Here is a 19,774-nt window from a genome sequence, read left to right as displayed (position 1 = left end):
ACCAAACCGCACGACGCTTTTTTACTTATCGGCCCTGATCAGGCTAAATAGCCCGCGCCTGATCGCCCACCCAATGGATCTCTCCCATGAACCGACAACGGCTAGCATTTGCCTGGATCGCCTGCTTTGCAGTGCTGTTCAACATGCTCGCCATGCCGATGACGGGGGCGATGGCGCAGGCGGCCAATTCACCGGCCGAACAGTTGCTGTGGAGCAGTTTCTGCACCGGCAGCGGGACGAAGATGGTCGCGATCAACATCGGTTCCCCCGAGCAGAAGGCGCCGGCCAACGACACGCATTCCAACATGCAGCATTGCTGGTGTTGCTCGGGTTCTGCGCCATTGGTGGCGTTGCCGGGCCATTCGCCGCAGCTGTATTTCGCCCGCTATGAAAGCAATCACAGCGTCGCGCCGCTCTCACTGCAAACCCCTACTCCGCGCCAGCAATGGCCGAGCCTCAATCCCCGCGCCTCTCCTCTGGTTTGATTTGTTCTCGCAATTGACCTGCGTTTCAAATCGTTCTGGAGAACTGCCATGTTGAACAAATTCATCGTCATCGCTGCGCTGTTGCTGCCCGCGTGCTTCGCCAATGCCCACGAATACAAGGCTGGCGAGATTGAAATCGCCCACCCGTGGTCGCAGGAGTTGCCGCCGAATGCGCCGACCGTTGCTGCGTATTTCGTGATTCACAACGGCGGCAAAACGGCTGACCGCTTGCTCAGCGTCGACTCGCCGATCGCCCCCCAAGCGCAGTTGCATGAGCATGTGATGCAAGGCGATCTGATGAAGATGCAGCAGGTGCCGAGCGTGGAAATCCCTGCTGGCGGCAACGTGATATTTGCGCCGATGGCCTATCACGTGATGCTGCTCAACCCGACTGATCGCAGCCTGCTCACGGACGGCAAGCAATTCCCGCTGACGATGCATTTCGAGAAGGCCGGCGACGTCACCGTCGAAGTTTCGGTGCAGAAGAAGCCCCCGGAAACCACGCAGGCTCACGCGCACGCTCAGTAAGCCTTCCGGCAGATTCCGCCCATGCGCCCGCTGAGCGCCAGGCCCTCCGCGCCACGCCGTCAGACTGAACACCTGACTCGCGGCAGCTGGATCGCCCTGTTCGCCATGTTGATGATTTTCATCGGCCCACTGATTTCTCAGTCGATGCCGATGGATCAACACGCCTCGACCTCCCTGCCAATGAGCATGGACATGCCGGGGATGGATCACTCCGGACATGACGCGAAACCCAGCGCCGAACACTGCCCGCCACAATCCTCGCACCATGTGCTGTGGGAAAAATGCGGCTATTGCAGCCTGCTGTTCAATTGCCCGGCACTGACCGGCGGCGGCGATTTCGTCGCCTTCAACATCCCGCCACTCAACACTTTCACTCCGCCCTCCCCGCGCCTGGGTCACGCCCGGCAAACCTTCTTCCCCGGCGCCCGCAGCCGCGCACCACCCATCGCAGCGTAAACACGCACCTTTGATTGCACACGGTGGAGAAGACAGCTTCAGGCTGCCGGCCGTGTCGTTTACGACTGTTTGATGGAAATTGTCATGTCCAGGTTTGCTGCTGTTTCACGCTCGGGTTCCGCCCCGGCGTCCTTCGCTTTGAACGAATCGCGGATTCGTTTCAGGCACGCTAGCGCCGTCCTTTGCGGCGTCCTGCTGTCCCCGTTGGTGTTGGCCGATGATCACACCGGCCACAACGACGAACTGAGTCCAACGGTGATCACCGCGATCGCGCCGAGCTCACCGCTGACCATCGTTACCAACCCAAAAGATCCACGCCAACCAGTGCCGGCGAGTGACGGCGGCGATTATCTGAAAACCATTCCGGGTTTTGCGCTGGTGCGCAATGGCGGCACCAACGGCGATCCGGTATTGCGCGGCATGTTCGGCTCGCGTCTGAACATCCTCACCAACGGCAGCATGCTGCTCGGCGCTTGCCCGGGCCGGATGGACGCGCCGACCTCGTACATCTCGCCGGAAACCTACGACAAACTCACCGTGATCAAAGGCCCGCAAACCGTGCTTTACGGCCCGGGCGCCTCGGCGGGCACGGTGTTGTTTGATCGTGAACCGGAGAGCTTCGGCGAACTCGGCACGCGGGTGAACGCCAGCGTTCTGGCCGGTTCTCACGGACGCTTCGACAAGGTTGTCGATGCCGCTGCCGGTGGCCCGTTGGGTTACGTGCGCGTGATCGGCAACACCGCGCATTCCGACGATTACCGCGACGGCAACAACGACATCGTCGCCTCGCGCTACGACAAGTGGAACGGCGACGTCGCGGTCGGCTGGACGCCGGATGCCGACACCCTGATCGAGCTCACCGCCGGCAAGGGCGACGGCGAAGCGCGCTACGCTGGGCGCGGCATGGACGGCTCGCAATTCCTGCGTGAAAGCCTCGCCCTGCGTTTCGAAAAATCCAACATCACCGACGTGCTGGAGAAACTCGAAGCACAGGTCTACTACAACTACGCCGACCACGTGATGGACAACTACACCCTGCGCACGCCGTCCGGCACCGGCATGATGGCCGGGCCCATGGCGTCCAATGTCGACCGCCGCACCCTCGGTGCGCGGATCAAAGCGACCTGGCGTTGGGCCGACATTCAACTGATCACCGGCCTCGACGCGCAGACCAACGAGCATCGCCAGCGCAGTTCAATGGGCGTCGACACCTACAAAGATCTGCCCTACACCAAGGACGCCGATTTCCATAACTACGGCGTGTTCAGTGAAATGACCTGGTACGCCGCCGACCGCGATCGGCTGATCACCGGCGCCCGCGTCGACCGCGCCTCGGCCAAGGATTATCGGCAAACCAGCGGCTCGGGAATGATGACCCGCCCCAATCCGACCGCCGACGACACCCGCGCCGACACCCTGCCCAGCGGCTTCGTGCGCTACGAGCATGACCTCGCCGACAGCCCGACCACGCTCTACGCCGGCCTCGGTCACGCGCAGCGCTTTCCGGATTACTGGGAGCTATTCTCGGCGAGCAGCGGCCCGGTCGGTTCGCTCAACGCGTTCGATTCGATCAAACCGGAGAAAACCACGCAGTTCGATTTCGGCGTGAACTACAAGAGCGCCGATCTGGAAGCCTGGGCTTCCGGTTACGTCGGCGTGGTGCGCGATTACATCCTCTTCGATTACACCCCGGGAATGATGGGCATGAGCACTTCGCGCGCCGAGAACATCGACGCGCGAATCATGGGCGGTGAACTCGGTGCCGCGTATCAACTCACCGACAACTGGAAGACCGATGCAACCCTGGCCTACGCCTGGGGCAAGAACAGCAGCGACGGTTCGGCCCTGCCGCAAATGCCGCCGCTGGATGCACGCTTCGGTCTGACCTATACCAAAGACAACTGGAGCGCCGGCGCACTGTGGAGGGTGGTTGCCGCGCAAAACCGTATCGACCAGAACAAGGGCAACGTGGTCGGCAAGGATTACGACAAGAGTTCGGGCTTCGGCGTGTTCTCACTCAACGGTGCCTACCGGATCAACAAAAACTGGAAGGTCAGCAGCGGCGTCGACAACCTGTTCGGCAAGGCTTACGCCGAACACTTGAACCTGGCGGGCAACGCCGGATTCGGCTACCCGGCCAACGACCCGCAAGCCATCAACGAACCGGGGCGCACGCTCTGGACCAAGGTGGACATGAGTTTCTAACAAGAAAGTCAAAAGATCGCAGCCCGCATGTACCCCTGTAGGAGCTGCCGAAGGCTGCGATCTCTTGATCTAAAAAAATTCGCCCAGCGGAGCACACGTGATGAATCAGCCCAAACCGAATTTCTACAACCTGGCCTGGCGTTGGCATTTTTACGCCGGGCTCTTCGTCGCCCCTTTTATGGTGATGCTGGCCCTGACCGGCATGATTTACCTGTTCAAACCGCAACTCGACTCACTGATGTACAGCAGCCTGCTCAACGTCCCCGCCGGTCATCACAGCGTCCCGGCCGATGACTTGCTGCAACGGGTAAAAAGCGCTTATCCACAAGGCCAGGTCACCCAATACCTGCCGCCGGTCAACGCCGAACGCAGCGCGCAATTTGTGGTGACCAACGCCGGTCACGAACTCAACGTGTTCGTCGATCCGTACCACGGCGACATCCTCGGCGAGCAAGATGCCAAGCAAAACCTGCAAGCCATCGCCCGCGCGATTCACGGCGAATTGATGATCGGCACCGTTGGTGACCGCCTCATCGAAATGGCCGCCGGTTGGGGCGTGGTGCTGGTGGTGTCCGGGTTGTTTCTGTGGTGGCCGCGCGGTCAGGCCGCCGGCATTTTGTGGCCACGGCTGAACAGTCGCGGTCGTGTGTTGTGGCGGGATCTGCACGCGGTCACCGGGTTCTGGGGTGCGACATTGCTGCTGGTGATGTTGCTCAGCGGCATGACCTGGACCGGTTTCTGGGGCAAACAATACGCGCAGGTGTGGAACGTGTTCCCGGCGGCGATGTGGGACAACGTGCCGACCTCCGATGTTGAAGCGCGAACCCTGAACAGCGCCACCCGCCAGACCGTGCCTTGGGCAATGGAAAACACGCCGATGCCGATGTCCGGCGACCACGCCGAACACATGGCCCACGGCGGCGCCAACGCTGGCCCGGCGGCACCGAGCATCAGCCTGCAAGACGTGCAAAACATCGCCACCGCGCGCAAGGTCGAACCGGGTTACAGCATCACCCTGCCGACCACCGCCACCGGCGTGTTCACCATCGCCGTGTTCGCCGACGATCCGCGCAACGACGCCACCCTGCACGTCGATCAATACACCGGCAAAGTCCTCGCCGATGTGCGTTTCGAACAGTACGGCACGGTTGCCCGCGCCACCGAAATCGGCGTGATGCTCCACGAAGGCAAGATGTTCGGCACCTTCAATCAGATCGTCGTGCTGCTGATCTGTCTGATGATTCTGCTCAGCGCCGTCAGCGGCGTGGTGATCTGGTGGAAGCGTCGGCCACAGGGCAAATTCGGCGTGCCACCGCTGCGGCATGACCTGCCGAAATGGAAAACCGGCGTGGTCATCATGCTCGCGCTGGCGGTGATTTTTCCGCTGGTGGGGGCTTCGCTGGTGGTGGTGTGGTTGCTGGATCGACTGCTGCTGTCGCGGTTTGGTCGCCAACCTGAATCTGCCTCAACTTCATCATGAAACAGGCGAGATGCGCGATTTAGACAGCTCTATAGACTGCCGGGGCTTATATGCCGGCAATTTTTAGTGTTACTGTATAACTCGAATTTGCCATTCTGCCCACGACCACAAGTCGTGGGCTTTTCATTTGATGAAGTGATCCACCGCACCGATGAACAAGTACCTCTTGTCCAGCCTCTGCCTGTTCGCCATGAACAATGCCCACGCCGACAGCGCCGCCCTGACGTTGCCCACCGGCACCATCAGCGCGCCTGCCGTTGACGATGCAACCGTCAGCCTCACCACGCCGACCACCGCCGGTTCGCGGCTGAACCTCAGCGCCATGCAAACCCCGGCCAGCGTCGAAAGCCTCAGCGGCGAGCAAGTCCGCGCGCGCGGCGATCGCAGCGTGCAGGACGCGGTGTCGCGCAGCACCGGCATCAGCCGCACCGGGACGCCGGGCGATGGCGGCACATCGTTGCAGGCGCGCGGTTTCACCGGGCAGAGTTCGGTGATGCAGTTGTATGACGGCAACCGCATGTACACCGGCATGGGCACCGTCACGTTCCCGGTCGACACCTGGTCGGTGGAGCGTGTCGATGTGCTGCGTGGCCCGGCGTCGGTGTTGTACGGCGAAGGCGCGACCGGCGCGGTGGTCAACGTTATTCCGAAGAAGCCATTCGAGGGCGACATCGAAAATCATCTGCGCGTCGGTTACGGCTCTTACGATAGCCAACAGCAGGCCTTCGACAGCGGCGGTTCACTGAGCGATACGTTGAGCTATCGCCTCAATCTCAATCGTCTGCGCAGCAACGGCTGGATCGATCGCGGCGACGCCTCCAGCGACTTCATCAGCGCCGCCCTGCGCTGGCAGGCCAGCGAAGATCTGGCGTTTACCCTCGCCCACGATTACGGCGATCAGCACCCGCAAAACTACTTCGGCACGCCGTTGATCAACGGCCATTTGCAGGACAGCCTGCGTTACAAGAACTACAACGTGCGCGATGACAAACAGCATTACAACGATCAGTGGACGCGTCTGACCAGCGACTGGCAGATCAACGACTCGGTCAGCGCCAGCAACGAGTTGTATTACCTCAAGGCCCAGCGCCGCTGGCAGAACGCCGAGAACTACAACTTCGACGCGGGCACGCAGCAATTGAGCCGCAGCGGTTATTTCGGCATCGGCCATAAACAAGAACAGGTTGGCGACCGTCAGACCTTCACCTTCAAACACTCGCTGTTCGGCCTCGACAGCCAGACCGTCAGCGGCGTCGAGTACAACCGCATCCGCTTCCAGCTCAACAGCAACTCGCCGTTCAACGACGTGTTGCCGAACGGCCAGGCCGTGGATCTGTATCACCCGCAGGCCGGCACTTTCGAGAGCGCCGACTCTTATCGCGATCAGTTCGACAGCACCACCAAACAGATGTCGGTGTTCGCCGAGAACCGCACGCAACTGAGTGAGCGCTGGTCGCTGGTGACCGGTGTGCGCCGCGATTACGTGCACGTCGATCGCAATAATCTGCTCGATGGCAGTCAGAGCGACAAGACCCTGACCGGCAACAACTGGAAGGCCGGGCTGGTGTTTGCGTTGACGCCGGACACCTCGTTCTACGGCCAGATAGCGACCAGCACCGACGGTATTGGCGGGCTGATTTCTCTGAGCCCGAGCCAGCAGCAGTACGATCTGTCGACCGCACGCCAGACTGAAGTCGGCTTGAAGCAATTGTTCTGGGATCAGCGCGGCGAATTCACCTTGGCGGCGTATCGCATCGTCAAGAAGAAGCTGCTGACCGATGATCCGGGCAACCCGACGCTCAAGCAGCAGGTGGGTCAGCAGTCGTCTAACGGTCTGGAAGCGAGCCTCGATCTGCAACTGCCGCATGCCTGGCAACTGCAAGCGAACGCGGCGATCGTGAAGGCCAAGTACGACGATTTCTCGGAGGTGGTGAACGGCCAGACGCTGTCGTATAACGGCAATCGTCCGGTGGACGTACCAAGGCGTACGGCCAACCTTTGGTTGAACAAAGCGCTCAGCGATGATCTCAAGGCCGGCGCCGGTGTGCGGTATGTTGATGCGCGTTACGCCGACATGGCCAACCGCAACGAGCTGCCGAGTTACACCGTGGTCGACGCGACGTTGTCGTGGCAAGCGCTGCGCAACACGACGCTGGGCTTGCAGGTGAACAACCTGTTTGACCGCCGGTATGCGCAAAGCCAATACAATGAGGGGCAGCAGTGGATCCTTGGCGAACCGCGCTCGTTTTTTGTCAGCGCTGATTACACCTTTTGATTTAGTAACGCCTTCGCGGGCAAGCCTTGCTCCTACAGATTAACGCTACCTGTAGGAGCAAGGCTTGCCCGCGAAAGCGTCATCAGCATCACCAAACATCCCAGAGCAGAAGCATGACCTCACTCACCCTCACCGACCTCGCCTGGACACCGCTGGGCCACGGCCACTGTCATCACCAGTTCCAGCTGCGTGACGCCTCGTTGCAGGTGGCCGCCGGTGAGTTCGTCGGGTTGATCGGCCCCAACGGCAGCGGCAAAACCAGCCTGCTGCGCTGCGCCTATCGCTTCAGCCCGCCGGAAAGCGGTGAGGTCAAACTCGATCACCACAACGTCTGGAAACAATCCTCACGCTGGTGCGCGCAACGCATCGCCGTGGTCTTGCAGGAGTTTCCTGATGCCTTCGGCCTGACCGTCGAAGAAGTCGTCGCCATGGGCCGCTCGCCGCACAAACGTCTGTTCGACGGTGACACCCGGGAAGACCGCGATCTGGCCACTCAAGCGCTGAAATCCGTCGGCCTCGAAGGCTTCGAAGACCATGCCTTCGCCACCCTCTCCGGCGGTGAAAAGCAGCGGGTGATCCTCGCCCGCGCCCTGACTCAACAACCGCAACTGCTGATCCTCGACGAGCCGACCAATCACCTCGACCCGCGCTATCAGCTCGAACTGCTGCAACTGGTCAAACGCCTGAAGATCGGCACCCTCGCCAGCATCCACGACCTGAATTTGGCCGCCGCGTTCTGCGACCGTTTGTACGTGATCGATCACGGCCGCATCGTCGCCAGCGGCACGCCGCAAGAAGTCCTCACTGAAAAATTGCTGCGCGAGGTGTTCGGCGTCGAAGCGTTGATCGATGCGCATCCCCTCCACGGCTACCCGCGAATCACCTGGATAACCCGACCATGACCCTGCGTTCCCTGCTTTGCGTCGCCCTTCTTTTGTGCAGTGCCGAGGCGTTGGCCGAAGCGACCAAATACCCGCTGACCGTGCACAGCTGCAACCGCGACGTGACCTTCAAGGAAGCGCCGAAACACGCAGTCAGCCACGACATCAACATGACCCAGATGATGCTCGCCCTCGGCCTCAAATCGCGGATGGCCGGCTACAGCGGCGTCAGTGGCTGGAAGTCGGTGACACCCGAGATGCAATCGCTGCTCGACGGTCTGCCGGAGCTCGCGGCGAAGTACCCGTCGGTGGAAACCCTGCTCAATGCCAATGTCGATTTCTTCTTCGCCGGTTGGGATTACGGCATGCGCATCGGCGGCGACCTGACGCCGCAAACCCTGCAACCGCTGGGCATCAACGTTTATGAATTGACCGAATCCTGCGCTTTCGTGATGAAGCGCCCGGCGGCGACGCTGGATGACACTTACAACGACCTGCGCAACCTCGGCAAAATCTTCGACGTGCAGGATCGCGCCAATGCCTTGATCGCCGACATGCAGGCGCAAGTCGCTGCCGTGCGCAAAGACCTGCCGGCAGAAAAACCGCGCGTGTTCCTTTATGACAGCGGCGAAGACCGCGCGATGACCTCTGGCCGCCTCGGCATGCCGCAAGCGCTGATCGATGCGGCGGGCGGGCGCAATATTCTCGATGACGTCGAGGCGAGCTGGACGCGGGTCAACTGGGAAACCGTGGTCGAGCACAATCCGCAAGTGATCGTGATCGTCGACTACAGCGAAATCACCGCGGAGCAGAAAATCCAGTTCCTGCTCGATAACCAAGCCCTGCAATCGGTCGATGCGATCAAGAACCAGCGCTTCATCGTCATCCCGTATGTGCAGGCCACGCCGGGCATCGACAACGTGTTGGCCGTTGAAACCCTGGCCAAAGGTTTCCACGGCGAATGATCAACCGTCGCTATGCCTTGCTGCTGCTCGCCCTCGGCGCCGTGTTGCTGGTGTCGTGCGTGGTCTCGCTCGGCTTCGGCCCGGCGCGGGTGCCGGTGGACGTGGTGTGGCGGATTTTGCTGCACAAGGCTTTCGGTGTTGGCGAGGTGAGCTGGAGCGCCGGGCAGGAACATATCGTCTGGCTGATTCGCGTGCCGCGCATGCTCCTCGGTGCACTGGTCGGTGCCGGGCTGGCGCTGATCGGCGCGGTGCTGCAAGCGGTGACGCGCAATCCGCTGGCCGATCCGCACCTGCTCGGCGTCACCTCTGGGGCCACGCTGGGCGCGGTGATTGTGGTGCTGCATGTCGGCGAAATTGTCGGGCTGCTGACCTTGCCGATCGCCGCGTTCATCGGCGCGCTGTTGAGCATGCTGGTGGTGCTGGCGATTGCCAGTCGCCATGGCCGGCTCGACAGTGACCGCCTGCTGCTGTGTGGCGTGGCGGTGTCGTTCGTGATGATGGCGATCGCCAATCTGCTGCTGTTCATGGGCGACCATCGCGCGAGTTCGGCGGTGATGTTCTGGATGCTCGGCGGCCTCGGGCTGGCGCGTTGGGAGTTGCTCGCGGTGCCAGCGGCCAGCGTGCTGCTCGGGTTGATGTTGCTGCTGGGCATGGCGCGACCGTTGAACGCATTGATGGCCGGCGAGCAAACCGCCGTGACCCTCGGTTTGAATGCACGCGCGGTGCGTTTACGGGTGTTCGTCATCGCCTCGTTGATGACCGGTGTGCTGGTATCGATCAGCGGCTCGATCGGCTTTGTCGGGCTGATGGTGCCGCACATCGCGCGGCGTCTGGTCGGTGCCGAGCATCGGCGTTTGCTACCGGCGTGCGTGCTGCTTGGCAGCATCTTTCTGGTCTGGGTCGATGTCGCAGCGCGCACATTGATCGCGCCGGAAGACTTGCCGATCGGCATCGCCACCGCGGCTATCGGTGGTCTGTTCTTCATCGGATTGATGCGTCGTCGCTGAATCCGTTAGATCGCCAGAGCCCTGCCCGGAACCAGATTTCCTGTCGACAACTACATCTGCCAAAACCACGAAAACGGAAATTTCCTACGAACTTTTCAGGTTGTCTGTCAGACGTCCGCTCCTTAGCCTCTCGCCATCGCTGAACCGTTGGCGATCAGATGCGCAATATTCGGCGTGTATCCGTCGAAAGGCGTCTGTCCACAGAAGATAGGGTAAGCACGATGCTCAAAAAAATAATCGCATCCATCGCATTTATCACCGCGCCAGCCTGGGCGGCGCAAGCGCCGTTTACCGGCACGGACTACAGCGGCACCTACGCATGCACCGGCATGGACAGCCACATCGGCGAGTTCAAGGGCACTGTCGATATGCAACTGAATGCCGGGCAGAGCACGGGTGAATACGGCGCATACGCCTTCACTCTGACGCTGGCGGACAAGTCGCTTTACAACGGTTTCGCGGCCGCCCAGGCAACCTCACTGGCCATCTACTTCGCGCATACCGACCCGGCACTCAAAGATTTTGGCGTGGGTATCGCCAAAATGAGCACGTCGTCTGACGGCAAAGCGTCCTTTACCAAGTACTACTACGGCCCTGAATACGAAGGCGGCGGTCACGGCATGGAAAACTGCGTCAAGAGCTGAACCCCCTTCATACCGTGGGAGCAGTTCTGCTCCCACGTCCGCTGTTCAGCGACCTGTCCCTCCGCGCCCCAAAGTGGCGCGACCGCATGCACCAACGCGCCCTGCGCGTCCCTTCGTGGTGCAGCGCAAAACCGCGCAAGCGCTCTAACACGACATTTTCCTGCCTGAACCCGACCGGGCACAGCCCTTGCAAAACAGCCTTCAGTCGTCCGCATCTGCCAACCAAAAAAACTTCAAATGTTCATGGAGATCGCACAATGAAGCGTCGCAGTTTGATCAAGGCTTTCACACTCACGGCATCGATTGCCGCGATGGGCATGACCTGGACTGTCCAGGCCGCCGAGACCATCAAGGTCGGGATTCTGCATTCGTTGTCCGGCACCATGGCGATCTCCGAAACGTCGCTCAAAGACATGGCGCTGATGACCATCGACGAGATCAACGCCAAGGGCGGCGTCAACGGCAAGATGCTTGAGCCGGTGGTGGTTGACCCGGCATCGAACTGGCCGCTGTTCGCCGAGAAAGGCCGGCAGTTGCTGACGCAAGACAAGGTTGCCGTGGTGTTCGGCTGCTGGACCTCCGTGTCACGTAAATCGGTGCTGCCGGTGTTCGAAGAGCTCAACGGTCTGCTGTTCTACCCGGTGCAATACGAAGGCGAAGAGATGTCGCCGAACGTCTTCTACACCGGCGCCGCGCCGAACCAGCAAGCGATCCCGGCGGTGGAATATTTGATGAGCGAAGAAGGCGGCAGCGCCAAACGCTACTTCCTCCTCGGCACCGATTACGTTTATCCGCGCACCACCAACAAAATCCTGCGTTCGTTCCTGCATTCCAAAGGCGTTGCCGACAAGGACATCGAAGAGGTCTACACGCCGTTCGGCCACAGCGACTATCAAACCATCGTCGCCAACATCAAAAAATTCTCCGCCGGTGGCAAGACTGCGGTCATCTCGACCGTCAACGGCGACTCCAACGTGCCGTTCTATAAAGAGCTGGCCAACCAGGGTTTGAAAGCCACCGACGTACCAGTCGTGGCGTTCTCGGTCGGCGAAGAAGAACTGCGCGGCATCGACACCAAACCACTGGTGGGCAACCTCGCGGCGTGGAACTACTTCGAATCCGTCGAGAACCCGGCGAACAAGAAATTCGTCGCTGACTGGAAAGCCTACGCGAAGAAACACAACCTGCCGGGCGCGGACAAAGCCGTGACCAACGACCCGATGGAAGCCACTTACGTCGGTATCCACATGTGGGCGCAGGCAGTTGAAAAAGCCAAATCCACTGACGTCGACAAGGTGCGTGAGGCGCTGGCCGGGCAAACCTTTGCGGCGCCATCGGGCTACACGCTGACCATGGACAAGACCAATCACCACCTGCACAAACCGGTGATGATCGGCGAGATTCAGGCCGATGGTCAGTTCAACGTCGTGTGGCAGACCGAAGGGCCGATCCGTGCGCAACCGTGGAGCCCGTTCATTCAGGGCAACGACAAGAAGCCGGATTATGCGGTGAAGAGCAACTGAGTTATCCCGCTCAACCTGATCGTTCCCACGCTCTGCGTGGGCATGCCTCAACGGACGCTCTGCGTCCGCTTTGGGGACGCGGAGCGTCCCGGGCTGCATTCCCACGCGGAGCGTGGGAACGATCACTACGCAAGGCCACGCATATGCGCACTGCCATACACCGCTTGCTTCTCGCCATCGCACTGTTGCTGCCAATGCTCGCCCACGCCGGCGATGCCGAAGACTTCGTCGCGGCCAATCCCGTGCAACAGGCCAAGCTGCTGGAAACCTGGGCCGCGCAGCCCGATCCGGCGCGTATCGAACTGATCAACGCCCTGCAACAAGGCGAGTTGACCATCGATGGCCAGCCAAAAACCCTGCGCCTGAACAATCGCCTGCGGGGTCTGATCGACACCGCGATGGCCAGCCATCAATTGCTCGCCGCCGACGCCAAAATCCGTCTGACTGCCGCGCAGCAATTGCAGAAAAGCGCGAAACCCGCGCAGCTGAAATTCCTCGACCAGCAACTCGCTGGCGAAAAAGATGACAACGTCCACGCCGCCCTGAGCCTGGCGCTGGCCAATCTGCAACTGGTCGACACTGACCCCGCCGTGCGCCTCGCCGCGGTGAGATTGCTCGGCGAAACCGGCGATCCACTGGCCCGTACGCGCCTCGAAGGTTTGCTCGAACCCGGCGTCGAAGCTGATGCCACGGTGCGCACCGCCGCCGAAACCAGCCTCGCCCAGGTCAAACGCAAACTGCTGATCGGTGAGATCCTCGGTCAGGCCTTTAGCGGCATGTCCCTTGGCTCGATCCTGCTGTTGGCCGCGCTCGGTCTGGCCATCACCTTCGGCCTGCTCGGCGTGATCAACATGGCCCACGGCGAGATGTTGATGCTCGGCGCCTACTCGACGTATGTGGTGCAGTTGATGTTCCAGCGCTACGCACCGCAAGCCATCGAGTTTTATCCGTTGATCGCGCTGCCAGTGGCGTTCTTCGTCACAGCGGCGATCGGCATGGCGCTGGAGCGCACGGTGATTCGTCATCTCTATGGCCGACCACTGGAAACATTGCTCGCCACGTGGGGCATCAGCCTGATGCTGATTCAACTGGTGCGCCTGTTGTTCGGCGCGCAGAACGTTGAAGTCGCCAACCCGGCGTGGCTGTCCGGCGGTATTCAAGTGCTGCCGAATCTGGTGCTGCCGTACAACCGCATCGTCATCATCGCGTTCGCACTGTTCGTCGTCGTGCTGACCTGGTTGCTGCTGAACAAAACGCGCTTGGGCCTGAACGTCCGCGCCGTTACCCAGAACCGCAACATGGCGGCTTGCTGCGGTGTGCCGACCGGTCGCGTCGACATGCTCGCTTTCGGCCTCGGCTCGGGCATCGCCGGCCTCGGCGGTGTGGCGCTGAGCCAGATCGGCAACGTCGGCCCCGACCTCGGTCAGAGCTACATCATCGACTCGTTCCTGGTGGTGGTGCTCGGCGGCGTTGGCCAGTTGGCCGGTAGCGTGCTCGCAGCATTCGGCCTCGGCATCGCCAACAAAATTCTCGAACCGCAGATCGGTGCGGTGCTCGGCAAGATCCTGATCCTCGCGCTGATCATTCTGTTTATCCAGAAACGTCCGCAAGGCCTCTTCGCACTGAAAGGACGGGTGATCGACTGATGAACCAGCCTCTGTTAGTCACGGCCACGCAAAAGGCCGGGCCGAAAGTCACCATTGCCATCGGTGCGGTAATCCTCGCCCTGCTGATCGCCCTGCCGCTGCTGTCGTTGTTGTCGCCCGACAATGCGCTGCACATCTCGGCGTACACCCTGACGCTGGTGGGCAAAATCCTCTGCTACGCCATCGTCGCACTGGCGCTGGATCTGGTCTGGGGTTACGCCGGTTTGCTCTCGCTGGGTCACGGTCTGTTCTTCGCCCTTGGCGGTTATGCGATGGGCATGTACCTGATGCGTCAGGCTGCCGGCGATGGTCTGCCGGCGTTCATGACCTTCCTGTCGTGGAGCGAATTGCCGTGGTACTGGACCGGCACCAGCAGCTTCGTCTGGGCGATGTGTCTGGTGGTGTTGGCGCCGGGTTTGCTGGCGCTGGTGTTCGGTTTCTTCGCCTTCCGTTCGCGGATCAAAGGCGTGTATTTCTCGATCATGACCCAGGCCCTGACCTTCGCCGGCATGCTCCTGTTTTTCCGCAACGAGACCGGGTTTGGTGGCAACAATGGTTTCACCAATTTCCGCACGATTCTCGGTTTCGGCATCACTGAACCGGGCACCCGCGCGGTGCTGTTTCTGGCCACGGTGTTGTTGCTGGTGGCGAGCCTGTTTATCGGCTGGCGCCTGGCGCAGAGCAAGTTCGGTCGCGTGCTGACCGCGTTGCGCGATGCGGAAAACCGCTTGATGTTCTGTGGCTACGACCCGCGCGGTTTCAAGTTGTTCGTGTGGGTGTTGAGTGCGGTGTTGTGTGGTCTGGCCGGCGCGTTGTATGTGCCGCAAGTCGGGATCATCAACCCGAGCGAAATGTCGCCGACCAACTCGATTGAAGCGGCGGTCTGGGTGGCTCTTGGCGGGCGCGGCACGCTGATCGGCCCGTTGCTCGGTGCCGGTGTGGTCAACGGCATGAAGAGCTGGTTCACCGTGGCGTTCCCGGAATACTGGCTGTTCTTCCTCGGCGCGCTGTTCATCGTCGTGACGCTGTACCTGCCCAAAGGCGTGATCGGCCTGCTGAAGAAACGAGGTGAACAATGAGAGTCACGGCGAACGCGGAATTCATGTTGGAGCCAGCCTTTTTCCCTGTCGAACCGAACAAGGACGCCGGCACCAGCCGCGACTCGATCGGCCTCGGCCAACGCGTCGGCCCGGGCCTCGACACACGTCACGGCACCATCCTCACACTCGAAGACATCAGCGTCAGCTTCGATGGCTTTCGCGCACTGAACAATCTGAATCTGTACATCGGCGTCGGCGAGTTGCGCTGCATCATCGGCCCCAACGGTGCGGGCAAGACCACGCTGATGGACGTGATCACCGGCAAGACCCGACCGAGTCACGGCAAGGCGTGGTTCGGGGAAACGCTGGATCTGACGCAAATGAGCGAAGTGCAAATCGCTCAGGCCGGCATCGGTCGCAAGTTTCAGAAGCCGACAGTGTTCGAGGCTTTGAGCGTGTTTGAAAACCTCGAACTGGCGCAGAAAACCGACAAGTCGGTCTGGGCCAGTTTGCGTGCGCGGTTAAGTGGTGAGCAGAAGGATCGCATCAGCGAAGTGCTGGAGACGATTCGCCTGACCACCTCGGTCAAACGCCCGGCAGGGTTGTTGTCCCACGGGCAGAAGCAGTTTCTCGAGATCGGCATGTTGCTGATGCAGGATCCGCAGTTGCTCCTGCTCGATGAGCCGGTGGCGGGGATGACCGATGCGGAAACCGAGTTCACCGCTGAGTTGTTCAAGAGCCTGGCGGGCAAGCATTCGCTGATGGTGGTGGAGCATGACATGGGGTTTGTCGGCTCGATTGCTGACCATGTGACCGTGTTGCACCAGGGCAGCGTGCTGGCGGAAGGCTCGCTTGAGCAAGTGCAGGAAAACGAGCGCGTGATCGAGGTTTACCTCGGCCGCTAAGGTTTGCGAATAGATCGTTCCCAGGCTCTGCGTGGGAATGCCGCCATGGACGCTCTGCGTCCGCCGTTATGTGACGCGGAGCGTCACGGGATGCGTTCCCACGCAGAGCGTGGGAACGATCACCGGGGGAGATTTTGGACATGCTGCAAGTCGACAAGCTGCACCAGTACTACGGCGGTAGCCACATCCTGCGCGGTCTCTCGTTCGACGTGAAAGTCGGCGAAGTCACCTGCCTGCTCGGGCGCAACGGCGTCGGCAAAACCACCCTGCTCAAATGCCTGATGGGCCTGCTGCCCGCCAAAGAAGGCGCAGTGAATTGGGAAGGCAAACCGATCACCACGTTCAAGCCGCATCAACGGGTTCACGCCGGAATCGCTTACGTGCCGCAAGGTCGGGAAATCTTCGGCCGCCTGACCGTTGAGGAAAATCTGTTGATGGGCCTGTCGCGGTTTCCCGGCAGTGAAGCCAAAGAAGTGCCAAGTTTCATTTATGAATTGTTCCCGGTGCTGCTACAAATGAAGCAGCGTCGCGGCGGTGACCTCTCCGGCGGTCAGCAACAGCAATTGGCGATTGGTCGCGCATTGGCCAGCCGTCCGCGTTTATTGATACTCGATGAGCCCACCGAAGGCATTCAACCCTCGGTGATCAAGGAGATCGGCGCGGTGATCAAGAAACTCGCGGCGCGCGGCGACATGGCGATTTTGCTGGTCGAGCAGTTCTACGACTTCGCGGCGGAGCTGGCCGATCAGTATCTGGTGATGTCCCGGGGCGAGATCGTGCAGCAGGGTCGCGGCGAAAATATGGAGGCCGAAGGCGTGCGCGGGCTGGTCACGATCTAAGGCAACGATCTAATCTGTAGCTTCCTAACGATAATTACAAACCATGAATTCGACTGTTTCACCTGCCCTGTTTACCCCGAGCTGGCACGCCGAGCTGGAACTCGCTTACGCGCGTTTCGGCGATTGCACACGTCCGGTTCAGCGCCGGCACCTCGGCCCGCTGCGCGTGCAAAAGCACCTGTACGCCGAAGGCCCCGAGGTCTGCCAGCACATCATCGTCCACCCGCCAGGCGGGATTGCTGGCGGTGATCGCCTCGACATCAGCGTGCGCGTCGAGCAACAGGCCTGGGCGCAGATCACCAGCCCAGGCGCGGCCAAGTGGTATCGCGCCGGTGGCCCGGCTTATCAGAAACTCGACTTTAAAGTGGCGGCCGGCGCGACGCTGGAATGGCTGCCGCAGGAAACCATCGTCTACAGCGCCGCCCAGGCTGAACTGAGCACTTCGATTGATCTTGAAGGTGACGCGCGGTTGTTTTATTGGGACGTGGTGGCGTTGGGTCGCCCGGCCAGTGGTGAGCGTTTTGATCGCGGGCATTTTCAGGCGCATCTGGATATCCGCCGCGACGGCCGATTGCTCTGGCATGAGCGCCAGCGCATTGTCGGTGACGACGGTTTGCTTGATTCGCCGATCGGGCTGGATGGTCATCCGGTGTTTGCGACGTTGTTGGTCACCGGTGAGATTGATGCTGAGTTGCTGGAGCGTTGTCGTTCGCTGGGGCATGACGTGCGCGGGGATTTGACGCAATTGCCGGGGCTGTTGGTTGCCCGGTGTCTGGCTAACGAAGCATTGCTCGCCCGTGCGTGGCTGATCGATTTATGGCGCTTGCTACGCCCGGCCCTGCTGGGCCGCGAAGCGGTGTCACCGAGAATATGGAGCACCTGAAAGCAACCCTCACCCCCCGCCCTCTCCCGGAGGGAGAGGGAGCCTGACCGAGTCGATTGAAATGATTTTAACTGCCTGAACGAATTCTGCTGACTGAACCGGCCATTGAAAACAACCGAGATCAGTCCCCTCTCCCTCGGGAGAGGGCTAGGGTGAGGGGCTGCTCCAACTGGCAGCCCACACCCGCAAGAACCTCACAAATCTGCCCTGATGGAACCCCACAATGGACCTGACCCCACGCGAAAAAGACAAGCTGCTGATCTTCACCGCCGGCCTCGTCGCCGAGCGGCGTTTGGCGCGCGGCGTGAAACTCAATTACCCGGAAGCCATGGCCTACATCTCCGCTGCGCTGCTCGAAGGCGCGCGTGACGGTCGGACCGTCGCCGAGTTGATGCACTTCGGCACTACCCTGCTCAGCCGCGAACAAGTGATGGAAGGCATCCCGGAAATGATCCCGGAGATTCAGGTCGAAGCGACGTTCCCCGACGGCACCAAACTGGTCACCGTCCACCAACCGATCGTCTGAGGCCGCGCCATGACTTACTCCATTCGCGACGCCGTTCACGCCGATCTGCCGGCGATCCGCGACATCTACAACGACGCCGTGCTCAACACCACGGCGATCTGGAATGAACAAGCCGTCGACCTCGGCAACCGCCAGGCGTGGTTCAGCGCGCGTCAGGCACAGGCCTATCCGATTCTGGTGATCGTCGACGCCGACAACACTGTGCTCGGCTACGCTTCGTTCGGTGACTGGCGGCCGTTCGACGGTTTCCGCCACACCGTCGAGCACTCGGTGTATGTGCGCAGCGACCAACGCGGCAACGGCCTCGGCCCGCAACTGATGACTGTGCTGATCGAACGGGCGAAGACCTGCGACAAGCACGTGATGGTCGCCGCCATCGAAAGCGGCAACGCTGCTTCGATTCGTCTGCACGAGCGCGCCGGTTTCATCACCACCGGGCAGATGCCGCAAGTCGGCACCAAGTTCGGCCGCTGGCTCGACCTGACATTCATGCAACTGACCCTCAATCCTGGCGCGGAGCCGCCTGAAGCCATCAAGGAGTGACACCGATGAACGCCGCCCAACTGCGCCGCGTCAATGCTGAAAGTTTTGCCCACTACCGTCAGGGCCTGATCGATTTGCTGCTCGACGCAGTGGGTTATGGCGCCAGCGTCGGTTTCATGGCCGACCTCGATGCGGTGCAGGCGCGCGCATATTTCGATGAGGTTCAGGACAACGTCAACAAGGGCAGCGTGTTGCTCTGGGTGGTGGTCAAAGACGAAGAAGTGCTGGCCAGTGTGCAGTTGGGTCTGTGTCAGAAGGCCAACGGCTTGAACCGTGCCGAGGTGCAGAAACTGCTGGTGCGCGAAGACGCACGGCGTCGCGGCCTCGGTCAGCAATTGATGAGCGCTCTGGAACTCGAAGCGCCGAAGCACAAGCGCGGCATGCTCTACCTCGACACCGAAGCGGGCTCGCCCGCCGAAAATTTCTATCAGGCATTGGGTTACACCCGCGCGGGTGCCATCCCCGATTACGCCTGCGACCCGAACGGCACCTATCGGCCGACCGCCCTCTATTACAAGATTCTGCAAGGAGCCCAGTGATGATTCCTGGCGAGTACCAGATCCAGCCCGGCGACATCGAACTCAACGTCGATCGCCGCACCATCAGCCTGAAAGTCGCCAACAGCGGCGACCGGCCGATTCAGGTGGGGTCGCACTATCACTTTTTTGAAACCAACGACGCGCTGGCGTTTGATCGCGCAGCCAGCCGGGGCATGCGCCTGAATATTCCGGCGGGGACGGCGGTGCGTTTTGAGCCGGGGCAGAGTCGTGAGGTGGAGTTGGTGGATTATGCGGGGCATCGGCGGGTGTTTGGGTTTGCCGGAAGAGTCATGGGTGATCTCTGACATCTGCGTGCACCGCTGCCCCTCACCCCAGCCCTCTCCCGAGGGAGAGGGAGCCGATCACCGATAGCCGACCCACCGCGAACAGTCCCCTCTCCCTCT

Annotated in this window: 20 protein-coding genes; all 20 read left to right on the top strand. The window is 61.0% G+C overall.

Going from position 1 to position 19,774, the window contains the following annotated elements:
- The first annotated feature begins 86 nt into the window (after nt 1-86).
- The 20 genes from ACIOMO_RS13960 to ACIOMO_RS13865 all read left to right on the top strand — a co-directional run bounded on the left by ACIOMO_RS13960 (nt 87) and on the right by ACIOMO_RS13865 (nt 19,675).
- The gene (locus ACIOMO_RS13960) at nt 87-485 is read left to right on the top strand and encodes a DUF2946 domain-containing protein (RefSeq protein ID WP_282357207.1); all 399 of its coding nucleotides are present in this window, start codon (nt 87-89) and stop codon (nt 483-485) included.
- A gap of 48 nt (nt 486-533) precedes the next feature.
- Nucleotides 534-1,013 carry a copper chaperone PCu(A)C gene (locus tag ACIOMO_RS13955; RefSeq protein ID WP_401241378.1) on the top strand — a complete coding sequence of 160 codons (480 nt, stop codon included), beginning with the start codon at nt 534-536 and terminating at the stop codon, nt 1,011-1,013.
- A 21-nt stretch (nt 1,014-1,034) separates the two neighbouring features.
- A complete protein-coding gene (locus ACIOMO_RS13950) occupies nt 1,035-1,469 on the top strand; it encodes a DUF2946 domain-containing protein (protein WP_401241376.1) in 435 nt (144 codons plus the stop codon).
- A gap of 84 nt (nt 1,470-1,553) precedes the next feature.
- Complete coding sequence (locus ACIOMO_RS13945; RefSeq protein ID WP_401241374.1) at nt 1,554-3,674, top strand: TonB-dependent copper receptor; 2,121 nt, start codon at nt 1,554-1,556, stop codon at nt 3,672-3,674.
- A 100-nt stretch (nt 3,675-3,774) separates the two neighbouring features.
- Nucleotides 3,775-5,154, top strand: coding sequence for a PepSY domain-containing protein (locus ACIOMO_RS13940; RefSeq protein ID WP_282357202.1), 1,380 nt, complete (start codon nt 3,775-3,777; stop codon nt 5,152-5,154).
- Nucleotides 5,155-5,305: 151 nt separating this feature from the next.
- Nucleotides 5,306-7,429 (top strand): TonB-dependent receptor, encoded by a 2,124-nt coding sequence (locus tag ACIOMO_RS13935; protein ID WP_401241371.1) that lies wholly within the window; start codon nt 5,306-5,308, stop codon nt 7,427-7,429.
- 113 nt (nt 7,430-7,542) lie between these two features.
- Nucleotides 7,543-8,331 carry an ABC transporter ATP-binding protein gene (locus tag ACIOMO_RS13930; protein ID WP_401241368.1) on the top strand — a complete coding sequence of 263 codons (789 nt, stop codon included), beginning with the start codon at nt 7,543-7,545 and terminating at the stop codon, nt 8,329-8,331.
- Nucleotides 8,328-9,275, top strand: a complete 948-nt coding sequence (locus ACIOMO_RS13925; RefSeq protein WP_401241365.1) for an ABC transporter substrate-binding protein — start codon at nt 8,328-8,330, stop codon at nt 9,273-9,275. Before ACIOMO_RS13930 ends, ACIOMO_RS13925 begins: the two co-directional genes overlap by 4 nt.
- A complete protein-coding gene (locus ACIOMO_RS13920) occupies nt 9,272-10,282 on the top strand; it encodes a FecCD family ABC transporter permease (RefSeq protein ID WP_400750745.1) in 1,011 nt (336 codons plus the stop codon). Before ACIOMO_RS13925 ends, ACIOMO_RS13920 begins: the two co-directional genes overlap by 4 nt.
- 221 nt (nt 10,283-10,503) lie before the next feature.
- On the top strand, nt 10,504-10,926 hold the full coding sequence (locus ACIOMO_RS13915; protein WP_053116879.1) for a hypothetical protein: 423 nt from the start codon (nt 10,504-10,506) through the stop codon (nt 10,924-10,926).
- Nucleotides 10,927-11,183: 257 nt separating this feature from the next.
- A complete protein-coding gene (gene urtA / locus ACIOMO_RS13910; protein ID WP_053116878.1) occupies nt 11,184-12,449 on the top strand; it encodes an urea ABC transporter substrate-binding protein in 1,266 nt (421 codons plus the stop codon).
- A 143-nt stretch (nt 12,450-12,592) separates the two neighbouring features.
- On the top strand, nt 12,593-14,095 hold the full coding sequence (urtB, locus tag ACIOMO_RS13905; protein WP_401241362.1) for an urea ABC transporter permease subunit UrtB: 1,503 nt from the start codon (nt 12,593-12,595) through the stop codon (nt 14,093-14,095).
- Nucleotides 14,095-15,174, top strand: coding sequence for an urea ABC transporter permease subunit UrtC (urtC, locus tag ACIOMO_RS13900; protein WP_159813567.1), 1,080 nt, complete (start codon nt 14,095-14,097; stop codon nt 15,172-15,174). Before urtB ends, urtC begins: the two co-directional genes overlap by 1 nt.
- Complete coding sequence (gene urtD / locus ACIOMO_RS13895; RefSeq protein WP_401241359.1) at nt 15,171-16,040, top strand: urea ABC transporter ATP-binding protein UrtD; 870 nt, start codon at nt 15,171-15,173, stop codon at nt 16,038-16,040. The genes urtC and urtD overlap by 4 nt, the downstream gene beginning before the upstream one ends.
- A gap of 140 nt (nt 16,041-16,180) precedes the next feature.
- Nucleotides 16,181-16,879, top strand: a complete 699-nt coding sequence (gene urtE, locus ACIOMO_RS13890) for an urea ABC transporter ATP-binding subunit UrtE (RefSeq protein ID WP_053116875.1) — start codon at nt 16,181-16,183, stop codon at nt 16,877-16,879.
- 43 nt (nt 16,880-16,922) lie between these two features.
- Nucleotides 16,923-17,762: an urease accessory protein UreD gene (locus tag ACIOMO_RS13885; protein WP_401241355.1), complete on the top strand. Its 840-nt coding sequence runs from the start codon at nt 16,923-16,925 to the stop codon at nt 17,760-17,762.
- A 223-nt stretch (nt 17,763-17,985) separates the two neighbouring features.
- Nucleotides 17,986-18,288 carry an urease subunit gamma gene (gene ureA, locus ACIOMO_RS13880; RefSeq protein WP_008085431.1) on the top strand — a complete coding sequence of 101 codons (303 nt, stop codon included), beginning with the start codon at nt 17,986-17,988 and terminating at the stop codon, nt 18,286-18,288.
- A 9-nt stretch (nt 18,289-18,297) separates the two neighbouring features.
- Nucleotides 18,298-18,831, top strand: coding sequence for a GNAT family N-acetyltransferase (locus tag ACIOMO_RS13875; protein WP_400648035.1), 534 nt, complete (start codon nt 18,298-18,300; stop codon nt 18,829-18,831).
- 5 nt (nt 18,832-18,836) lie between these two features.
- Nucleotides 18,837-19,370: a GNAT family N-acetyltransferase gene (locus tag ACIOMO_RS13870; RefSeq protein ID WP_053116839.1), complete on the top strand. Its 534-nt coding sequence runs from the start codon at nt 18,837-18,839 to the stop codon at nt 19,368-19,370.
- Entirely contained in the window at nt 19,370-19,675 is a 306-nt protein-coding gene (locus ACIOMO_RS13865; RefSeq protein WP_159815229.1) for an urease subunit beta, read from the top strand. Before ACIOMO_RS13870 ends, ACIOMO_RS13865 begins: the two co-directional genes overlap by 1 nt.
- Nucleotides 19,676-19,774 lie beyond the last annotated feature (99 nt).

Source organism: Pseudomonas sp. NPDC087804, from assembly GCF_044742965.1.
In the GTDB taxonomy this organism is placed as follows: Bacteria; Pseudomonadota; Gammaproteobacteria; order Pseudomonadales; family Pseudomonadaceae; genus Aquipseudomonas; species Aquipseudomonas rustica.
Note: the sequence above shows the minus strand (reverse complement) of the source record. Positions and strands in the feature narration are given on the sequence as shown.